Source organism: Symploca atlantica LB2515, from assembly GCF_052546295.1.
Genome location: NZ_JBQWMT010000001.1, coordinates 3947102 through 3966762, shown reverse-complemented (window position 1 = coordinate 3966762; position 19661 = coordinate 3947102). Strand labels below are relative to the sequence as shown.

Sequence of the window (19661 nt, the reverse complement as noted above, 5' to 3'; positions counted from 1 at the left end):
GGATGAGCGCTCAATAATTTGTCATTATCACCGGATGTAGGCTCTTGCCGTTACCATTTTTGCACTCCGTCACGGATGGTTCAAACGGTTCCATGATTAAATGCTTGCCCATTGCCTTGCCAATTAACTCCATTAACGCTGTTGTCCGCGCCGCGAAAAATCCCTCGAAGTCGTCTTGGCGCAGACACTCTGGCTCAATGGCATGTGAGCGCAGCATATCATCCAGTTTGTCTGGCGATGTTCCCAACCTCTCAAACTCCTTGAGGTAAACTGAAGGCGCTTTCGAGCCGATTTTTTTATTGGTTTTCGCGCTTAAGGGGGTGCGATTGACCAAGCAGTTGTATTTTTTCGGGTCAATGCCATGCTTTCGACACCACGAAACGGGGAAGATGTGGTGCGATTCTACTTTCTGTTCAAAATAGAGTACGTCATTAATTTCTTCTCCCGTACTCCAATCTACTGCCCCAGAGAGGCGCAAGAGTGCTGATAAGCCCTGGTAGACGGCACCAAAACGTTTTCTGGCGCTCAGGAGTCGCTCTACCGAGAATCTGGCAGAAGTCACCGTCGTGGGCAAGGCACCACCAGCTAACCAAAGGGGTATCTCTACTAAGTCACAAGCGGCTCGCGCTTCCCCGCGCAGATACAGTTCTCCAAACATTCCGGACTGAGTATGGGGTCGAGGTAGACGGTGAACCAGAAAAACTTTCTTGACCTTTTCATTGAAAATAGCTAATTCTGATAGACGAAATTTTATTTCAGCTGCTCAGTCACAATATAGGGAAATTATTCACTAACAATTAGAAATCCCGATAATTAAAGAGAGCATTAAACAGTGCTACGAAGTTTTACCCTGACAATGGTTCTAGGGACAACAATTATTGTTCAATGCGCAGGTCAAGAACCTGAATCAACTAACTCTCAAGAAAAGACTGAAGTAGCCAAACCGATGGAGGCTTCAACACCTAAGACAACTCCACCAGTTAAAGAAACCCAACGACCATCAACTGAATCAGTGCAAACACCAGCAGCTGGGGCAACGGAAGCACTTGATACGGCGGCGGATAAACTGGAACTGGATTGCATTCAAAAAAACTGCAATTGTAGTGACTTTAGCCAGCAAAAGGAGGCACAGGCGGTGCTGGAGGCTTTTCCTGATGACCCCCATGGCTTGGATAGAAATAATGATGGTATAGCCTGCGAAAGTTTGCTTAAGTAAGCAAGATATTTTGTTGGTTAATCAGTCGATAAAAACTTTTGAACACTCCCTATAACCGACACTTAGTCCTCATTTAATCAACTCAAAAAATCAAAAAAGACTATGTATTTATCTCCTCGTGCTGCCCAAGTGCGTAACACTTTGGTCTCTATTTCTAATGGCAGCATTACTCTGATCATTTTGCTGATTGCACCTTTAGGGTTGGCAGCGGTGATTATCAATACGCTGCTGGTTACTATTGCTACTTATGCTGTTTCCAGTATGGCTGACCGAGTAATTGCTTGGTTGTCGCCTTCTGTGCAAGCGGAGTTACTATCTTCGACAAACCCGTCTCAGGGAAGTCTTAGCCGTCGGCAACGGTACTTGTCTTTTCTTCAGAGGCGAAGGCAATGAGAACTCTCTATGTTTCCCAGCAAGGCTGTTATGTGGTTCTTAAGCAAGAAACGCTGATTGTTAAGCAGGGGGAGACGGTTTATGGTCAGGTGCAACTACCACTGACGGAACAAATTTTGATTTTTGGTAAGTCTCAAGTTACTACTCAAGCGATTCGTGCTTGTCTGTGGCGAGATATTCCGATTGCTTATTTGTCTCGCATGGGGTATTGTTACGGTCGGCTGATGTCGATTGAGCGAGGATATCGCCAATTATCCCACTATCAGCAGCAGTTAGTATTAGGCGATCGCCTCAAGACAGCCAGGGCAATCGTCCAGACAAAGTTAAAGAACTCTCGTATCTTACTGCGGCGGCAGTTACGGCGCAATCAGTCTGTCTTACTAGAACAGGTAATTCAAAGTTTAGAGCATCTGGCAACTCAGGCAAGTCTTGCTGACTCGATTGAACGGTTGATGGGGTTTGAGGGTGCGGGTGCGGCGCAGTATTTCTCGGCTTTTGGGGAGTGCTTGAGGCATTCAGAATTTGTGTTTACAGGACGCAGCCGCCGTCCTCCTGGGAATCCGGTGAATGCCATGCTGAGTTTTGGTTATCAGATTCTCTGGAATCATTTGCTAGCGCTAATTGAGATTCAGGGATTAGACCCTTATCAAGCGTCTTTGCACCAGGGAACCGAACGCCATGCAGCCTTAGCTAGCGATTTGGTTGAGGAGTTTCGCGCACCGTTGGTGGATTCTTTGGTGCTATGGCTAGTTAATCGTCACATTGTCGATCCTCAGAAGGATTTTGTCTATCGTGATGGCGGTTGTTTTCTCAATGAAAGTGGACGCAAAACTTTCCTCAAAGCATTTGTAGGACGAATGGAGGAAGAAATTTTGACTGATTCAGGAGAAAAGCAGCCTAAATGGGATTTACTCAACCAGCAGGTTAAGGCATATAAGCAGTTTGTCTATAATCCCAGCCATCTATATCAGCCATATCAGAACCGCTGAGTCATGTTGTTTTATGTGGTGACTTATGACATTCCTGATGATAAGCGGCGCAAGAAGGTGTCTGATGTATTGGAGGGTTATGGTAAACGAGTTCAATATTCGGTTTTTGAGTGTGTGTTGACTAAGACTAAATATGATGAACTGCAAACAAGACTGAGGAAAATTATCAAATTCTCAGAAGATAGTGTGCGATTTTATCCCCTGTCTCGCCATACTCTAAGCCAGATAGTGACTTGGGGAGGAGAACCCATCACTCAACTCCCCGGTTCGACGATTATTTAATTCTAAGTTCGGATTTTCTTAGCACTTTGACCAGTAAGAGAACCGCCTAATTGCCATGAAGCAAAAAAGACGGGGAGAATTTGCCATGAAAACTCAGGGTTACACTCTCATCGAGCTGATTATAGTTTTTTTTCTCACGGGAATACTTGCAGCGATCGCAGCACCTTCTTGGTATTCTTTTCTACAACGGCAACAAATACGTAGTGCTGCTGGTCAATTGCAATCAGCTTTGCAGTTAGCTAAGTCGGAAGCTACTAAAAACTCAGTGCGCTATGCAGTTACGGTTTGCTCTAGTTCTTCCAATTCTCAGCAATCAGACTGGATTAAATACAGCATTCACCCTTATTCAAAAAGTCCGGCTCTATTTACAACTATTGAGCCTGTTTCCTTGGTTAAATCTACTGTTAGAAGTTCGCCAAGGCGATACAACTTATCAAAAGAGTACTTGGGGGATTGTTATACAGCTTACCTCGGATTATTCCCTGATGACGGTTATACTCTAGGATTTTTCTATCTCTCTCAAGGTAAGCATAAGTATATTCACCGCGTTGGGTTTAATACTCTGATTGGCAATGTTGCGAGTTGTCCTGTCGTTTCGCTAGAGCAAGCTAAGTGTCGGTAAGTTTGAGATATGCTTTGCCAGGATTCAGGTTACTTAGCTTAGAGGGGCAATGTCAGGAATTCTTGACCAAATGCGAAGGTCAGCCAAAATGGCTGAAACACTGATGATTTGGTTCTGAACCTCGCCGCCTTATCCTGTAATGGTTTCAGCGATTTTTAAGCCAGGTTTTTCGTGAATTGTAGCGACAAAATTCCTGAACCTCGCAAATGGCCTCTGGAATCCAGGCAGAGTATAGGGTTAAAATCGAGGGGTCCCCACTCGCTGGGGAAACTAATTGAATGGAAACACTTAGCGCCTCTTTGACAGCAGAATGTGGCTCATGGTCCCCACTCGCTGGGGAAACTAATTGAATGGAAACGTGTGGGCTAATGGGGATGCACCGAGAATGGAGCCTAGAGTCCCCACTCGCTGGGGAAACTAATTGAATGGAAACACTAACTTTCAATTCTTGACATTTGTTGTTGGCATAAATGTCCCCACTCGCTGGGGAAACTAATTGAATGGAAACAGTGTCAAATTCATCTCAGGATTAGCGACTATGGCAAACTGTCCCCACTCGCTGGGGAAACTAATTGAATGGAAACACTTACGAGAACTCTCAAGGTAATTGCATCTAATTCCTGTCCCCACTCGCTGGGGAAACTAATTGAATGGAAACACCAGCTAAATGTAAATCTAAATTAGTATCGTTAATTGTCCCCACTCGCTGGGGAAACTAATTGAATGGAAACCTGATGTCTAAAGAATCAGAGAAAAAACGATAATTAGTCCCCACTCGCTGGGGAAACTAATTGAATGGAAACTGGAATCATTGGAATATTGACGAGTGTTCTATTAAAGAGTCCCCACTCGCTGGGGAAACTAATTGAATGGAAACAATGTATAGTTTGTGTATAGTTGCTTTCAAACTATAGTCCCCACTCGCTGGGGAAACTAATTGAATGGAAACACCCTTTCGAGGGTCTGTTCTTAAGATCTCTTTTAAAGAGTCCCCACTCGCTGGGGAAACTAATTGAATGGAAACTGTTTAATAATCACACTAGCCAGCAAACCTACAAAAGTCCCCACTCGCTGGGGAAACTAATTGAATGGAAACTAGTAGTGAGTAGATGAGTCATTATGGTCAATGATGGTCCCCACTCGCTGGGGAAACTAATTGAATGGAAACACGAATCATCTCATTATCAGGTAGATTTCCAAAAAGTCCCCACTCGCTGGGGAAACTAATTGAATGGAAACATCCAGATTTTTACCTTAACTCTTATATATATATGGGTCCCCACTCGCTGGGGAAACTAATTGAATGGAAACCTTGTTTCAGTGGTTAGAGCGGTCTTTTGGTAGAGGTCCCCACTCGCTGGGGAAACTAATTGAATGGAAACGCTAAATCGTTAGCAATCTTACCTTCTACTGAGTAACCGAGTCCCCACTCGCTGGGGAAACTAATTGAATGGAAACTATCCGTTAATCGAAAGGGATACATTATTTGAAGAAGTCCCCACTCGCTGGGGAAACTAATTGAATGGAAACCTCATATAACCATGAAAATGACCAACCATATCCATAAAGTCCCCACTCGCTGGGGAAACTAATTGAATGGAAACTCTCTTGCTTTTCTACGAAAGCTTCTAGATTATTGTCCCCACTCGCTGGGGAAACTAATTGAATGGAAACGCTTGGATTTCCGCGTAGCCGCTGCTACCAATTTTTTGTCCCCACTCGCTGGGGAAACTAATTGAATGGAAACACATAACATCCAACCCTAGCATATATACCTTCAGAGGTCCCCACTCGCTGGGGAAACTAATTGAATGGAAACGTTGAGCAGATATTGATAACCTATCCTTATCGATATCTCTCAAACGTTCTTAACAAAGTACCAACATGCGAATCCCCCTAGTTGTGGATTTTTTTGTAGCACAAAGCCCACCAACTCCTATACCTACCCCGACATCTACCCCAACTCCATCTCTTGAGGTGCAACTGCTGACCAAGCAGCTAGAGCTATTACAAGACGCTAATACCCAGATGGCAAGCAGTTTTCAAGCCTTTGTTAGCGCCTTGAATCTCTCGTTTATTGTCATCGGACTTGTCCTAGGAATTTTAGGAGTTATTGGGGCTTTTTTCTACGGAAAAACTATCAGCGAAGTCAAGCAAACTGTGGGGATGGTAGCTACACGAGAAGTAGAGCGCATTGTTTCAGTAACCATCAAAGACCGCGTTGATTATCTCCAGAGAGTTCTCGAACAAGAAGAAGTAATTGGTTGGGTCAGTGTTGACTATCTTTTGCCCACAGGTCAAGGAACTTTACCACCAAAAGAGTTTCAGTTTCTCAAAGCCAGAGGATTTCAAGATGTTCAATTTAGATATAAAGCAGATAAAGTAAATCGCCGCAGTCACATTTTAGTCCTGGATTTAGTTAATCATCAATTTACTGAAGAAGAAGTAGCTTTAATTGTTAGACAAATTGCCGACAATTTTTATCCAAAATCAATTCTAGTTGTCTACGTAGACTATCGGATTAGTGCAGTTGACGAACTACTCAAAAACAAGAGATTCTACAGTGCTCCTGCCAACACTCCAATTACATTGATGGGAACTGTAGTAAATTCTGCCTACATGGCCTATGCTTTGCGCCGTGCAGACGATACATAAAAAATTATCCTTTCTCTAACTTTCTCCAGTATTTTTCGGTAGAGGCCAAAGTGGAAGGTAGTTTTGGCTAGATGTGCCAGTACGCAAACGATTCAGATACTCTTGGCGTGGGTTGTGAGTCGCCCCGAATACCGTCACCACTTGGTAACGCTCAAAATCAGCAACCCACACAGGTGAAGGAGTTGTCCCTCGTGTAAAAGTCTGATTATTAATTGTGTAATTGTCCTTATCTTTACCGCCACACAAACTCTTAGCAAAAGTATAATTTGAAGTTTCCAAGTGATGGAAATACTCGTGTAATATGTCTAGGGCGTAAGACTTAGTATCGCTGTTATTTCCACAAACAACTACAATCTGGAAAGTATTATCTACAGCTTCTGCCCACTGGTGAGAACTCACTGGTTCAACAGGATCAAGTTTAGGTGAGCGATAATTAATCTTCTTTGTAGTTATTGAAGCTAGTGCCTTGTATAAATCCTCTAACCGTTGCTGAAATATTGCTTTGAACTCCTCAAGAGTAGATGGCAACTGCCAGAAGATATCATTTCTATTGGGAGTTAAACTAGAGCCACGATACCAAGGTGCTGATTGACGAGAATAGCACGGACGTCTCGCACCCTGACCAATGCCACCTAAATGAAACATCAACCAAGTCAGATTTTTGAATAATTGAGCAACAGAAGTTTGCTTATCTTCTGGTATTTCTGACGAATAAGCTAGCGTCAAAATACCCTTGGCTTGACCAGATGGCTTATTTTTTCCTTCATAATTCAATTGAGGCTCTTTTTGAGTTACTTTTCCTTCTAAAATCCCAACTCTTACCCATCCCTGATGCTTGAGTTTCAAGGAACCAAATAAAGTCGCTTCCCACTGTTGTACCTCCCTCGCTGGCAAAACCCCTCGGGCAAAGGTACGAAACCAATAGCGCAGCATTGACTTAAAGGCAACAGGACGGACTTCGGCATCAGCGATTATGTCGGGTTTCAGATTGCCTTTTCTGTCAGTCAGGTAAGGCTTAAAAACACTTTGAAATTTCTGACGACCATGAATAAGCTGACCTTTTAGATTAAACTCTATTTGGAAAAACCCTCGATAACAACTTTCTTGGTCTATCAGACGCATTTCCCCATAGCCAGTGTTAACTTGAGAACCAATGCCCTCTTGTAAACCAGCTACTAGCCACTGTTTGACTTTTTCTAAGATTTGGCTGTCATTGCATCCACTAGCCAGACGCAAACCAATTAGGAACTTGGGTTCTTTGAGAGACAAGAAGGGGTTAGGATTTGGCTTGTAATCCAGTTGGTCGTTATCGCTCCAATTCCAGATATTATTGACCATATCAACTGCCACAAATTCGGCTTGATTGGGTAATGGAGGTAGGGGATAAGCATCGAAAAAGATAACTTTACCTGAGCGTTCATGCTCGTTTTTCGTCTCTATTGAACCAAAATAGGGAGCAACTCTTTTTTCAGCTTCTTTCCAGTCCACCCCCTGATTATTCATCATAAATTCTCGAATCCCTTGGCATCGAGCAACACCCCGCAAGGTACTAGAAGGAATGTAGGGAATACCTAAAGCATCAAAAGCAGGCAGCAGAATACTTTCTGGTCCTCGATGTCCACCCACACGAATTCGCCAAGGACACTTGACTTTAAAGGTATTTTCCTCCCCAGCAATTAGCTGAGTGCGTTTGCTGAGTTGAGTTAAGCGATCGCGATAAGTTTTTGCCTTCTCCTGTGCCATTTGCAAAATTTGAACTTTAGTTGCATCCTTATAGGTGTCGTCAGAGTCATAAGGGCGCATCCAGCGCAGATATTCCACAAAACTAACAAAGCTACCCTTGGGATCGGGCTTTGGTTCATTTTTCGGATCAAGCCAAGGTGATGGGGGCATTTTTCTAATTATTTTCCTTGATATCTTGATAAATAGCTGTTGCCCAGAAGCTAAACTCTTGAGCTAAAGCTAGTCCTAAACCTGTTAGTCCTAAATATTCATCTGTGTCTAGATCTGTTAGTTCCCTTAGCCCTTCATCGCTATCTAAATTTCTAGTATTTGGAGACTTTGCCAGTTTTTTTAGACAGGCAAAGTATTGCTTGACTACTTCTTGCTTACCTTCTTGATTTTTCAAGGCTTTTTCTTCAGCCTTAAGGCGCATCATGCCCCAGGTAGAAAGATAAGTATAAAGTTCAACAGCTTGACCTTTTTGTTGTCTCAGGCGTTCATTTTTGGCTTGTTTTTCAGATTCTGAGTCGTTGGCTTCTGGGTTGAAGCGTGAGCGTAACTTAGTTAAAGTCTCATAAACGGGTGTGGCGATGGTGCGTGGATCAAATGTCATCATTGATTTCCCTAATTAGATGCTGTGTTAGCTAGCCAATACTGGACAAAGCCGCGTCCCAAGCTTTCCTGTCCGCCAATTTGGAGAATTTGATTCTCTTGCGTCTTGAGTATGTCTTCAAAGCTGGTACGAGATGCCTTAGCTGTACCATTCGCTTGATACGTGGTTCCCCAAGGAAAGTACATTAAAGTATCTGGCGGAATTGCTTCTTCGTAGCGGAATCCATCCTCAACCGATTTGTGTTGATTTAGCTTTACTTTTACCTGTCGCCAGAGACTCATCTGGATTAGTGTGGCACAGTGTTGATCAGGCAAGACGAGCACTCGCTTAATCGAACTGGCTTCTGGTGTTTGCGGAACAAATTTTTGCCAATCTTGCTCTTGCCAAGTTTGTAGCTTACTGCCTTGGATAATCGCATCCTTAAGGTAAATAGGAGACTTCTTGGGCAAATTCGTGCTGTAATCAGCAGGGATTGTTACACCAGAATTAAACTTCGCCCAGCGTTGTAATAGCAAAGGGCAACTAACCCAAACCACTCCATGACTAAAAGATGGCACAGGTAGCCACAAAATTGAACCATCTCCAACCCAAATGTCCCCTTGTTCTAACTGAGTTAACTTCTTATCGGTTTCGGCTTCGTAATACTCCAAAAAATTCTTATCTTGCGTATCTTTTAACTCTGGCCCAAAGAGTTGCACTTGTTTAATGCGCTTCTCAACTGGTTCTCTACCAACACTAGCCCGCAATCGCCCCCGAATGGTACTCGAAGGAATGTAGGGCAAATTGGTGTGGGACTCGCGGGCAATTCCCACTAAATTACCTTCCTGAGTTGTTCCCCCAGTGTGCAGGGGAGAAAGCAAGTATAAATAGATGTAGTCAATGTTCATCTTTAGTTGGGTTGGTAAGGAATCCAAAGCAATTGTGAGTAACCTAACTGCCGCCAGCGGTGAACTCGCTTCGATTTCTGGGGGCTGTCTTGAAACAAAGGCTTGCCCTCAAACTCTCGATGCGGGTAGTTGAGGTAATAGACACTACCAGCTGGGGCAGCATAAACTTGAGGGGCGGGAATACTGGTTTTGTTGTACTGCCTGCGATAGCTAATTGGTACAGGTTTGTCTGTGGCTACACTGACTAATGGCCCCCGGCGTTGAGAGTTGTTGCATCCAGAGGCAAGATGCCATTCCCAAGGCCATGCCTGACACAGAGGAATACCCTTGTCTTGACGTTCCAAATCCCCTGGTGGTGCCTCTCTACGTTCAAAGACGCCGGGAGTAACCAGGTAGGCTAAAGATTTTTGGTCTTGGGCAAAATTAGCGTCAGATAAATGCTTGAGGTTATTCCACTGACTGGCTAGCCCAGGTGCTTGTTCTAAGAGTACCCGATGACCTTCCCCTCCCAGTCGCAAGATAGCACGTTCAGGGATTTCGATCTCTTGTGAGCAGTTGATCGCAATGGCTAAACTCCATCTATCCTTAAGCCGAATCCCGTTTTCCACAAAATAACCGTCAGCATCTTGCACCGAACGCGTACCGGATTCAATCGTGTTATGGGGACGGGTTTCAACTGTCCAAGGTTTGCTTGACTTTTCGTCTTTTTTCTCCAACTTCTCTGGCGCAATTTTGCCAGTCTTCAGGTAATCTAGAATTACCTCATAGGGTAAATACTGATAAAATTCAGCTTTCTGTGCCCCCTCCTGGTTTCTGGGACTGCGTACCCAAGAAGCCCTGACTAAAGGTTGTGGTCGCTTTGGGTCAGTTCTAAGCAAACCTCTGAGGTGATGGTTTTCATCCCATGGCAGAGGAACTAGGGGCGCAATCGGCTTAACTGTGTCGTAGGCTAGGGGAGTAGGCAAGTACAAAGTCTGCTGGTCATAGCAGAGAAAGGGACCAATCAGATTAATTTCAACACTCTGTTGTACTAAGCCCCGTAACGCCCCAGCAATGGCGTAACCGTTGGGAGGAAATACACTGCCTGCCCAAGCCCGTTCCCCAGGGGAGAAGGGTTTGGCATCTCGGAATAGTAAGATATCGAGGGGGGTAAGAGTGTACCAATTCATGCTCATTGTCCCTGCCATTTCTTGAGGGTAATTTGGCGATTGCGCAGTAGGAAAGCCGTGAGTTTAAGCCAGTTTTGAATTTCACTATCCTGCTGGCATGGAAGAGTGGTTGAGGTTAAATTCCCTAGGTAGTCGGCTAACTGCTGTTGGAAGTTCTCTTGGGCTGATTGATTACCTTGGAAGATGTCACGGCGACTGCAAAAGGCAATAGTCCAAGCCTCAATTGCTTTCGGTATCGGTGCTGGGTGTTGTCTCCACAGTTGCGCCGCCTGCTCAAACAGTGCACTATCAATAGCTGAGGCTTCATGGTTGAGCAAAGCACGCCACTGGTTGAAGAGAGCAAATTTACTGGTTGCTTGAAGAACGTTACCGTTGCCAAAAAGAACCCGCACTTGCACAGCATCTTTTTTGCCCTTGTCACACTTATGCTGTTTGGCGCTTGCCTCAGCTTGCCAAAGATTCTCTAGTGCGATCGCTAATGGTACAGAATGGTGAGCAATGACAATACCAAAGCTGAGGGTGGCTTGGTGTCCCATGGTAAAGAGGGGACGCTTCGCCAGCAGTGGCTTATCCTTTGTGTCTGTAGGGATTTGCCCGTTATCCCACTGCCAGTAATCGCCTTGATTCTTAAATCTTTGGGTAGTGTCTGGGTAAGGGTCATCTGCCCCTCGAAAACACTCACGGATATCCCACAGCCAACTATCCCACTCCCAGAGGTTAGTATAGGCCAGGACATCATCTCCGCCGCTGTAAATTAGGCGTCCCGCATAGCGGCGTTCAGTCAGGTAAGGAACGAGTTGGTTGGAAAAGTCTAATAAGGCGCGGCTGAGGGCGTTGTGGGTACTTGGCCCCATGCGCTTTTTGAGCTGCTGGAGTTGCTTAAAGGCATTGTTAATTGCTTGGATATCTGGGTCAGAGGCGGGGGAATTACTCGAACCCTTTGGCATATAGTCTTGGTACTTTAGCAATTTTTCGCCATTAAGCCACTCGCCCATGCCGTCTCCATCCCCGGCTGCCAGCACATACCAATCCGTGGGATTATTACCAGGGGTAAAATACTCGTTAATTTTATTGCTGACTTTGATTAGTTCCTGGTGTTTTGCCCGTTTTTGGTCTTCGCGGGTCAAGGGTTGCTGAGGATTTTCGCTTTTGGGGTGGAAGTCATCAATTAACCAGCCAGCATTGAGGAGTCGGGAATTAGGCCAATTCTCATTTTCGTCTACAAAAGGAATGCCCCAAGGTAGATTTGCCGGGGGTTCATCCCAATTTTCATCGCTGTGATGTGTCCAGTTGAATGTCTGTTGAACATCTTGGCAAGCTTCGACAAAGTAACCAAGATGTTCCGGGTGAGTACGCAACCAACCAATGACACCGGAACTCAAATCGGGGTAAAACTCAGTTAATCTTTCCTCCCACCTCTTCGGCTGCTGGGGAAATAGCATTTGCGGCAAAACTCTGTGCAATCCCCGTTTGAGGGTTTCGCTAGCGTTGAGTTCTTCAATCCCGTCAAAAAGTCCCGCGTCTCGCTGCCAATACCTATCAGTATCACCTTCAGTGACGGGTTTATAGTTGTTCTCCCCTTGAGTTGGTTCTTGATGGGGTTCAGGATAGACAACCGACCCCAGACCAGAGATGGTAGAACGGGGTAAGAAGGCTGTCGGTATTCTCCACACCCGACAACTTTTAACCGTGGAAGCGGCAAATCTTAATTGGTCAAAAAGATAAGGCCACCAAGACCCTACATTAACGCTAACGGATGGGTCTTTTTGGTAAACTGCCTGAATAAACTGGTTTTCTTCTGGCTGAAATAGTTGGTAGTTATCTTCAAGGTGGCAAACGCGATTGAGTTGTTCTAACCAAGGCTGTAAGGAGGCTTCCTGTGCCATTGAGACTGGCGGCTGAATCAGAGGTTGACCTTGAAGACCAATAGGCAAGGCACTCCAATAGGTTTGCCATTGATGTTTAAGCCAGCCGTTCCAGGTGCGACTTTCCGGCTTTAACCCTCGCGTCCATCTTCTGTCTTCTAATTCCTGAAACACCAGCTTGCCAATTTTTGACCACTCCTTTCGTAGGGTTTGTCGGGCAATACGCATCGCATCATCGACTTGTTCCGCAGGAAGTAGCACGACAATCACATTAGGAAAGCCAGCGGTAAGTAAGGCACAATCTCTCGGTTGGTTCACCCAAGGCTGAAACTCAGACCACTTTTGCCTCAACCAGTGGTCAATCAGGGGCTGTTGATAGAGGCTAGGATAAATTAGGCTATCAGGGCCATAGATATTCGCCAACTTCCAGCAAATCTTGGCGCTGAGGTAGTGCAGTACCCAAGAACCTGCCCAAAAATCTCGCATTTTGCGACTGGCTTTAATCAGTTCCTGGACAGGGGAAAAGCTGAAGGTGGCTAGATACGGATGAGATTGAGACTCCCTAGAAGTTGATTGACGTTCATAACCTGTTAAAGCACCAGCCATCGCCGCAGTGAGACTAGCATGACTCCACAGGGAAGCATCAGGCAGGATAGTTGCTGCTGGCATTAGCAGGGATTCTTCACCCTGGGTTTGGCTAAATGCTTGGGGTAAGCAACGCCACAGCCACCAAAAAAGCTGCTTGGTGTCTATCTCTGTCCTAGCAGCAGGCGGGAATTCCTCATCAGTTTTACCCTTTTGTTTTAGACTGTCGTATAAGGAATTACCCAAAGATAAGGGTAATTCTTTTCCAGATAGCAGATGGGTGACTGTTAGTGGTTGAGATTTGGTTGTTAGCTGAGTGATTTTGGCAGCGGCATTGAGAACGGCACGGTCACTAGCTTCACTAATCAGGTGGGCGTCTGATGCTGTAGGTGATGACAACTCTGGTGATTGCCTAATTATTGCTTCTAGAGCCTCGAAAAAGGGTTCTGCCCCATTTCCCGTGTGTTCCTTTAAAGCATTGAGGTTAAGCTGGTAAAGCAACCCTCGGATTTTAGCTTGCCAGAAGGTATCGGACACAGGTGATATTCTCTTGACGTGATTGGTTTTGGCGCGAGGGTGACTTGCTTAACTGATAAAACCCGGAGAACTCACATCTTTTAGGTGAGTTAGATTCTTCTAGACAAATGGCTTTAGCAGTTATATCTATTTGAGGCTTTCAAGATTTATTTCTTGTTATCCGGATTGTTTTGTGAGTTAATTCGTGGTTAAGATGTCCTATGTTGAAAAGCAGATAGCAGAAGGGAAGAAAGGGAACTTCTTCTTTTTCCACTTAAGGTGCAAGCCCCTGCATTTATTAAAAACGGAGCGTCCCAATTCTCGCCAAAGTATGATTGCATCTAGGTTTGAGGGGAATTTTCAGACGTTCATCGACACCACTCGCTAAATTGCCCAAACCCTCTGTTTTTCGTTGAGTGGTGTCGATGCCTTACACAGAGGGAGGTTGAGGTATGTGTTTGACTCAATTTCGGGGAGGATGCATTATAATTTCGTCAGTGGTGTCGATTTGGCGTCTGAAACCCAGTCTCCGTAAGGCTCCCTGAACGAACTCTTCCCACTCGCTGGGAAAACTAACTGAATGGAAACTTTCTTGCGCCGTTCTAAACCGTTTGAAGAACGGATGGACTTCCCACTCGCTGGGAAAACTAACTGAATGGAAACCAGGCAATTGCCATCGGTGCGGATCACCTGCACTTCCCACTCGCTGGGAAAACTAACTGAATGGAAACCCTTCCTGAAGGGCGGCAACACCGACCTCTTGAATGGCTACTCTTCCCACTCGCTGGGAAAACTAACTGAATGGAAACGAACGGAGTTCCGCCCTCCAATAATTTCGGTCACTCTTCCCACTCGCTGGGAAAACTAACTGAATGGAAACTTTCTTCGGGCTGTGGAGCTTCTGAGCTCCACTGGCTTCCCACTCGCTGGGAAAACTAACTGAATGGAAACTTGGTGTAGAACCGATGTCGGGAGCTTGAGTCGCTTCCTTCCCACTCGCTGGGAAAACTAACTGAATGGAAACATTCCACTCCATTTGTTAAGACAGCTTTCCTCTTGCTTCCCACTCGCTGGGAAAACTAACTGAATGGAAACACAAGTCAAACAAGGACATAATCATTTTTCTGTGAGAGGCTTCCCACTCGCTGGGAAAACTAACTGAATGGAAACGCTTCGACAGGCAGGACATTAGCCTTGCTTGCAAAACCCCTTCCCACTCGCTGGGAAAACTAACTGAATGGAAACTCCACAAGTCCCACAGTCTGAACAGACACCCCCCACCCGCATTCTTCCCACTCGCTGGGAAAAAACTGAATGGAAACGCCAGGGGGAGCATAGGAGCAACCACCCTGACAAATTCTTCCCACTCGCTGGGAAAACTAACTGAATGGAAACTGGTTGTCTCCTCGTTGGGAGTTTATCACCAACAAACTTCCCACTCGCTGGGAAAACTAACTGAATGGAAACCCCACAGCTTCTTACTCAAGCCGTGGGGTTGTTCTTTGTCAGTCTGAAGGACTTCATCACCCTCTTCGCAGTCGGGAAGCCTCATTTCAGTAGAGGAGGAACGACCGCCCGACCGCTGAAAATGGCTGAAAGACTGATTCTTCCGTCTCAGGTACTCCCCACTCGCTGGGGAAACTAATTGAATGGAAACGTTGGCTTCGGTGGGAATTTCTACACACCGTATGGAATGCGATCGCATAATTGCGCTGTTGTGTTGGTGCGATCGCAGGTTTAAATAGTTACTGAGCAACGCCTATAAACATAAAGCCACGAAGCACATTAATCACAAGCTCTATATCAAACCCATCAGAATCTGAGCAACGCCTATAGACATAAAGCCACGAAGCACAATGGGATTCCAGGTTACATCAGTCCATTCAATTTTGGTCTGAGCAACGCCTATAGACATAAAGCCACGAAGCACTCGGATTGCTGCTCAAAACATTGATCGCGATTGTATTCCTGAGCAACGCCTATAGACATAAAGCCACGAAGCACAAGAAGTTCGCCCCCCAAGTAAAGTGAAGATGCAAATTTCTGAGCAACGCCTATAGACATAAAGCCACGAAGCACAGCCCTTCTCAAACGCCTAGTCAGCTAAGGGCTTACAGATAATTTTACAAGCACCTCTTCGAGAAACTGCCCAAAGTTACAAATATTGTTCAATTTAGTCAATCTCTCAACCACTGAAATTCATACCAGATAAAGCTTTCAGCAAATTGCCAGCATCTTTAGCGGATACTAAAGCTCTAAATCGCTTACTACATAAGCATTCCAGCCGTTTTCTCCTCTTCAATCTACTCACCATTCACAGATGCTTGCAGGGAGATTGAATTGTTGTCCAGGAAGAGTCTGGTGGAAACTCGGTAGATATTTCCTTCAACTGATAACGCAGCCTGCGTGTTTCCCTTGAGCCAACGTGGTCAACCCAATAAGGTAGAGTAATTAATCCTTGATTATCTCTAACCAACCATTGCCTAGCATCACTCCGATAATCATCAGATACTAGCTTCACCACATTAACCAAATCATTACTTTCTCCGAGGTACAAACAACCAAAACGCTGCACAGCAGTAGGATGCATCAGTGCTTGTTCTACCCTTTGAGAAAGAGTCGGTGATACTTGCTCTGTCCCAGGTGCTACCCAGACGATAAACTGGACATCCGTGAGAATTTCTTGGTGTTCAGGTATGGTATTTCTGGAATCACTGTAATCTTTTACCTTAAAACGCCGCAGCCGCCGAAGTACCTTAGATTTTCTTGGTTGAGATAGCATGGCTATTGCCAACTGTACTCCGCAGTGTTTGCCAGTATCTATTTCACCTACCAAAGAAAGCAGCATTCCATATACGGTTGATGGAGGGGGTACAGGGTAAGTCTGTCCGTATTCTCTCCCGTGAGACTGGCGAAAGGTAGCAAAAGGAACCTCAACGTAGATGGCTAACGCACTCATGATCAGGGTAACAAATCAGTTAAATTAAGATCTCTAGCAATGACTCGTTTTAAATCAGCAACTGCTTGTTTTCTACCGGGAAAAATATGAGCATCTTTAATATCTAAATTCTTAGCAATTTTGCCACCAATCCACAACTCACTTCCCTCAATATCTTGTACTTCGACTTGTTCAATTAAATCAGAAGATATGGTAGGTTCTGATTGATGTTGCTCAAAACAGTAAAACAAGTGGGGTGAATTTTCCTGGGTCCAGCGAAGTACCAGACTTTCCGGGGAAAAATCGTAGCAAAACACATTATTATGTCCCCCTACCTTACGGATAGACATCAATCCATCGATAACAGCAAAAATTCGAGACTTGTCTTTAAGGTGATGGGGGTCTAGCGCCAACCCATATTGATAACGAGTATTGTGGTATTCATGAAAATGAAGCGATGTCCGGTCTTTTGCTCCGCTCTTAGCATTAAAGGTTATGTTTCCATTGTAGGGAATTAAGGAAATTGCCCGATTAACGCCTAACGCTCCTAGTCTTGGTTTTGACGTTCCTTTAGTTTTTTTAATTTTTTTCTTTTTACTCGGCGTTGCCGATTCTTCTTCAATTAATTCTTCTTTCGCGGCTTCAATACCCATGTAACCCAAGACATCATCATCAATAAATCGAACGGCGTCAAAATTCTCATCGATTAATTGATGTGTGAAAGTATCTGCATCCCAAACGCGATTAACTTCATAATCTTGTTGTTGCCAATAGTAACGTAATGCCCAACGAATCGCATCCCCAGAAACTGTAGAATGAATTTTGTTGTGCCAGCAGACTTTCTGGAGATGAGTAACATTTCCTGTTGATTGCCCGTGATTTAGAGATGCAGAACCATAATGAGTTAATAGATTGCCGAATAAGTGGTACATGATATTTATCAATCTATGATTGACTTTCTGTAGTTACCTCAGGAAGTTGATTAGATTCTTCTGATGGTTTGGGACTCGGTTTATAACTTGCTAAGGCAATCAATACTAAATTTCTAGATTTTTCCCAGGAAACTTGTCCCGTCAAAAGTGGCAAAATAGATTCCCACTGATCATATAATGCAGGATTAAGACCTGCTTTCGAGAGAAAATCAGACAGAAAATTGTTAAAAGATTGCTGGTCATAGCATCGCCCTAGTTCTCCTCTAATACGTTCGTATTCTCGTTCAAATCTAGGAATTTCTCCTTCCTGAGTACGGCCATAAATTTTGCCATAGATTTTTTTTAAGGCTTGATGGCAAGCTCTAATAAAAGATTTGTATATTTCCAGTTCTTCATCGGTTTCAATCATGCTTCTTAAACCTTCTCGGTTATACGCCAGTTGTTTAGATAAATCTCCCAATGTATCCTGGTTAAAAATTGCCCAAAAGTCTGACCACCAAGGTAAGCCTTTGACTAAATTATCAGCCATTATTCCTTTAATTAAGTTGGCTTTAACAATCAACTTAATTCCATTCCAAATGGCTCTATTTTGTGAGAAATGCTCATCAATTAATTTATAAGTTAAGATGACCTTTCCCTGAATCTCTAGGTCTTGAATATCCGCCAAACTTCTTTGCCTTGAATCTTTATTCAATTTTTCGTATAACAAGGCTTGACAAACTTGGTGATACTCATTTAAGTACTCTATTTCGTCATAGCTGTAGTGTTTTAAGGCAGCTTCTCCCAAGCTCGTTACATGGAAATCTTTATAGTCTAAGCTTCGTAACTCCCAACATCTTTGAGCGGTAGTTTTTAAATTAGTAACTTCTGGAATGACGAGAATATATTTGATTGGTTGTTTTGTGTCAACTTTTGTAGTGTTAGAAAGTAAGATGAAATATTTGCAGACAACAGGTAAAAACAGTAACGCTAAAGCGTATTCAACTGTTTCTTCTAGCTTATTATATTTATCTAATCTGGCATGACGAACGGTTGCTCCTGGATAAATCCAACTGACAATCTGAATGTAATTTCTTCGTAATTGTCCGGCTTCGTCACAGAGGCGGTTAGCAAAAGTTTGATGGGCATACCCTTCTATCTTTTGGTATTTGTAGGGAAAGTTTCCTCCAATACCATTAACCTCCACATCTTCTGAAGTTTGTTTTCCTGATGTATAAAATCGATTGTGCCGTAAAAAGGTAGCTCCTATCGCTTGATGGAGATGGATTTGATTCATCAGATTCATCGATGAAGAATCCAAGCCAATTAAACTGATCAGTCCTTTTTCATTAATCTGAAATGATTGTCTGAGCAACCAATCTAAAACTGTGAAATCTTCTCCTTGCCAGTCAAGGCTAATACTATAGTTAGTCCGCAGCCAAGACAGATTGCCTGGACGACTAGCAGGGGTGGGAAACTGAAGTTCAAGTTGTTCTAGAGTCATCCACAGTCCCACTATCCCGGCACGATGCATTATTGTCGTATCCGAAGCACTGAGGCTGAAGTGGATTTTGGGTTGCGTGGTTGTTTTCATTCCTCTTCCCTCTTGTTGTGTCTTGAAGGGACAAACACGCCACACATCATCTTGTGCTTTCCACCAATACCATGTTGTTGTAAGGTGATTGAGTCTTGCGCGCTTAAATCGGTTACAAGTAGGCCGAACCCTCTTAAAGCAAATCTTCCAGTTTTGTTGGTGATAGTAAGTTGTCGGCATTGGGGTTGACCGTTGGCTCTAGTGGTAAGAGCAATAGTTCCTTTAATGCCTAAGCGTTCTAGTTGACGTTTGGCTGCTTCTAGGAAAGATTGAGGTTCTTGAAAACGTCGAATTATTACGAGACGAGAGTATAAATTGGGGAAGAAATATAAAGGATTGTGTTGAGGAATGTCTAAGTAAAATTGGTTGTGACCGATACTGAAAGTTTGTCCAGCTAGAGATTCGTAGAGCAAGGGAATTAGGTCTACAGGCAGGCGTATTTGCAGCTGAGAACGCGACGTGAGACGAAGTTGCTTTGAGGGTTCAGCAATGCCTGCTATAGGATGAATGCTGATGTTGTCTAATTGATGAACCGCAGGACAGATACGGGAAAGAGCTGAATAGACTATGTAGCCATTATCGAGAGGAAGGGTTTCACCTCTTAGGGAAAAAGCTAGGTCTATATAGGGACAATCCTCGGTTAACATGATGATTCATTTTATTTAGTTTTTGAAGAGTGCCGTAGAATGTTATGGAAGTAAAAC

17 protein-coding genes and 2 CRISPR repeat arrays are annotated in these 19661 nt (G+C 44.2%); of the genes, 6 read left to right on the top strand and 11 right to left on the bottom strand.

The window, feature by feature from the left end; translation table 11 throughout:
• Positions 1-10 precede the first annotated feature (10 nt).
• Positions 11-658 (bottom strand): hypothetical protein, encoded by a 648-nt coding sequence (locus ACT7WV_RS16575; RefSeq protein WP_445103933.1) that lies wholly within the window; start codon positions 656-658, stop codon positions 11-13.
• A 174-nt stretch (positions 659-832) separates the two neighbouring features.
• Here ACT7WV_RS16575 and ACT7WV_RS16570 point away from each other — a divergent pair, with 174 nt between their 5' ends.
• From ACT7WV_RS16570 to ACT7WV_RS16545, 6 genes are all read left to right on the top strand, one after another.
• The gene (locus ACT7WV_RS16570; protein ID WP_445103932.1) at positions 833-1216 is read left to right on the top strand and encodes an excalibur calcium-binding domain-containing protein; all 384 of its coding nucleotides are present in this window, start codon (positions 833-835) and stop codon (positions 1214-1216) included.
• A gap of 102 nt (positions 1217-1318) precedes the next feature.
• A complete protein-coding gene (csx18, locus tag ACT7WV_RS16565) occupies positions 1319-1609 on the top strand; it encodes a CRISPR-associated protein Csx18 (protein WP_445103931.1) in 291 nt (96 codons plus the stop codon).
• Positions 1606-2598, top strand: coding sequence for a CRISPR-associated endonuclease Cas1 (gene cas1, locus ACT7WV_RS16560; protein WP_445103930.1), 993 nt, complete (start codon positions 1606-1608; stop codon positions 2596-2598). The genes csx18 and cas1 overlap by 4 nt, the downstream gene beginning before the upstream one ends.
• Positions 2599-2601: 3 nt before the next feature.
• Entirely contained in the window at positions 2602-2880 is a 279-nt protein-coding gene (cas2, locus tag ACT7WV_RS16555; protein WP_445103929.1) for a CRISPR-associated endonuclease Cas2, read from the top strand.
• 55 nt (positions 2881-2935) lie between these two features.
• Positions 2936-3502: a GspH/FimT family pseudopilin gene (locus ACT7WV_RS16550; protein WP_445103928.1), complete on the top strand. Its 567-nt coding sequence runs from the start codon at positions 2936-2938 to the stop codon at positions 3500-3502.
• Between the two features lie 250 nt (positions 3503-3752).
• A CRISPR array of direct repeats spans positions 3753-5321; the repeat unit is 36 nt; unit sequence GTCCCCACTCGCTGGGGAAACTAATTGAATGGAAAC.
• Positions 5322-5386: 65 nt separating this feature from the next.
• Positions 5387-6157: a hypothetical protein gene (locus tag ACT7WV_RS16545; RefSeq protein ID WP_445103927.1), complete on the top strand. Its 771-nt coding sequence runs from the start codon at positions 5387-5389 to the stop codon at positions 6155-6157.
• A gap of 15 nt (positions 6158-6172) precedes the next feature.
• Here ACT7WV_RS16545 and cmr6 read toward each other — a convergent pair whose 3' ends face one another.
• The 10 genes from cmr6 to cas6 form a co-directional block, all read right to left on the bottom strand.
• Positions 6173-8050, bottom strand: a complete 1878-nt coding sequence (gene cmr6, locus ACT7WV_RS16540; RefSeq protein WP_445103926.1) for a type III-B CRISPR module RAMP protein Cmr6 — start codon at positions 8048-8050, stop codon at positions 6173-6175.
• 4 nt (positions 8051-8054) lie between these two features.
• The gene (locus tag ACT7WV_RS16535) at positions 8055-8492 is read right to left on the bottom strand and encodes a hypothetical protein (protein ID WP_463424265.1); all 438 of its coding nucleotides are present in this window, start codon (positions 8490-8492) and stop codon (positions 8055-8057) included.
• An 11-nt stretch (positions 8493-8503) separates the two neighbouring features.
• Complete coding sequence (cmr4, locus tag ACT7WV_RS16530; RefSeq protein WP_445103924.1) at positions 8504-9379, bottom strand: type III-B CRISPR module RAMP protein Cmr4; 876 nt, start codon at positions 9377-9379, stop codon at positions 8504-8506.
• 2 nt (positions 9380-9381) lie between these two features.
• Positions 9382-10548 carry a type III-B CRISPR module-associated Cmr3 family protein gene (locus ACT7WV_RS16525; RefSeq protein ID WP_445103923.1) on the bottom strand — a complete coding sequence of 389 codons (1167 nt, stop codon included), beginning with the start codon at positions 10546-10548 and terminating at the stop codon, positions 9382-9384.
• Between the two features lie 2 nt (positions 10549-10550).
• Positions 10551-13535: a type III-B CRISPR-associated protein Cas10/Cmr2 gene (gene cas10, locus ACT7WV_RS16520; RefSeq protein WP_445103922.1), complete on the bottom strand. Its 2985-nt coding sequence runs from the start codon at positions 13533-13535 to the stop codon at positions 10551-10553.
• 531 nt (positions 13536-14066) lie between these two features.
• A CRISPR array of direct repeats spans positions 14067-14759; the repeat unit is 36 nt; unit sequence CTTCCCACTCGCTGGGAAAACTAACTGAATGGAAAC.
• A 175-nt stretch (positions 14760-14934) separates the two neighbouring features.
• Positions 14935-15270, bottom strand: coding sequence for a hypothetical protein (locus ACT7WV_RS16515; RefSeq protein ID WP_445103921.1), 336 nt, complete (start codon positions 15268-15270; stop codon positions 14935-14937).
• A 558-nt stretch (positions 15271-15828) separates the two neighbouring features.
• Positions 15829-16473: a type I-MYXAN CRISPR-associated protein Cas5/Cmx5/DevS gene (cas5, locus tag ACT7WV_RS16510; protein WP_445103920.1), complete on the bottom strand. Its 645-nt coding sequence runs from the start codon at positions 16471-16473 to the stop codon at positions 15829-15831.
• A gap of 2 nt (positions 16474-16475) precedes the next feature.
• The gene (locus ACT7WV_RS16505) at positions 16476-17384 is read right to left on the bottom strand and encodes a type I-B CRISPR-associated protein Cas7/Cst2/DevR (RefSeq protein ID WP_445103919.1); all 909 of its coding nucleotides are present in this window, start codon (positions 17382-17384) and stop codon (positions 16476-16478) included.
• A 13-nt stretch (positions 17385-17397) separates the two neighbouring features.
• Positions 17398-18957, bottom strand: a complete 1560-nt coding sequence (cas8a1, locus tag ACT7WV_RS16500; protein WP_445103918.1) for a type I-MYXAN CRISPR-associated Cas8a1/Cmx1 — start codon at positions 18955-18957, stop codon at positions 17398-17400.
• Entirely contained in the window at positions 18954-19604 is a 651-nt protein-coding gene (gene cas6 / locus ACT7WV_RS16495) for a type I-MYXAN CRISPR-associated protein Cas6/Cmx6 (RefSeq protein ID WP_445103917.1), read from the bottom strand. Before cas6 ends, cas8a1 begins: the two co-directional genes overlap by 4 nt.
• Positions 19605-19661 lie beyond the last annotated feature (57 nt).

Coding starts and splice junctions, on each gene's coding strand:
- ACT7WV_RS16575 (WP_445103933.1), bottom strand. CDS start 658: ATGTTTGGAGAACTGTATCTGCGCGGGGAAGCGCGAGCCGCTTGTGAC.
- csx18 (WP_445103931.1), top strand. CDS start 1,319: ATGTATTTATCTCCTCGTGCTGCCCAAGTGCGTAACACTTTGGTCTCT.
- cas1 (WP_445103930.1), top strand. CDS start 1,606: ATGAGAACTCTCTATGTTTCCCAGCAAGGCTGTTATGTGGTTCTTAAG.
- cas2 (WP_445103929.1), top strand. CDS start 2,602: ATGTTGTTTTATGTGGTGACTTATGACATTCCTGATGATAAGCGGCGC.
- ACT7WV_RS16550 (WP_445103928.1), top strand. CDS start 2,936: ATGAAGCAAAAAAGACGGGGAGAATTTGCCATGAAAACTCAGGGTTAC.
- ACT7WV_RS16545 (WP_445103927.1), top strand. CDS start 5,387: ATGCGAATCCCCCTAGTTGTGGATTTTTTTGTAGCACAAAGCCCACCA.
- cmr6 (WP_445103926.1), bottom strand. CDS start 8,050: ATGCCCCCATCACCTTGGCTTGATCCGAAAAATGAACCAAAGCCCGAT.
- ACT7WV_RS16535 (WP_463424265.1), bottom strand. CDS start 8,492: ATGACATTTGATCCACGCACCATCGCCACACCCGTTTATGAGACTTTA.
- cmr4 (WP_445103924.1), bottom strand. CDS start 9,379: ATGAACATTGACTACATCTATTTATACTTGCTTTCTCCCCTGCACACT.
- ACT7WV_RS16525 (WP_445103923.1), bottom strand. CDS start 10,548: ATGAATTGGTACACTCTTACCCCCCTCGATATCTTACTATTCCGAGAT.
- cas5 (WP_445103920.1), bottom strand. CDS start 16,473: ATGAGTGCGTTAGCCATCTACGTTGAGGTTCCTTTTGCTACCTTTCGC.
- ACT7WV_RS16505 (WP_445103919.1), bottom strand. CDS start 17,384: ATGTACCACTTATTCGGCAATCTATTAACTCATTATGGTTCTGCATCT.
- cas8a1 (WP_445103918.1), bottom strand. CDS start 18,957: ATGAAAACAACCACGCAACCCAAAATCCACTTCAGCCTCAGTGCTTCG.
- cas6 (WP_445103917.1), bottom strand. CDS start 19,604: ATGTTAACCGAGGATTGTCCCTATATAGACCTAGCTTTTTCCCTAAGA.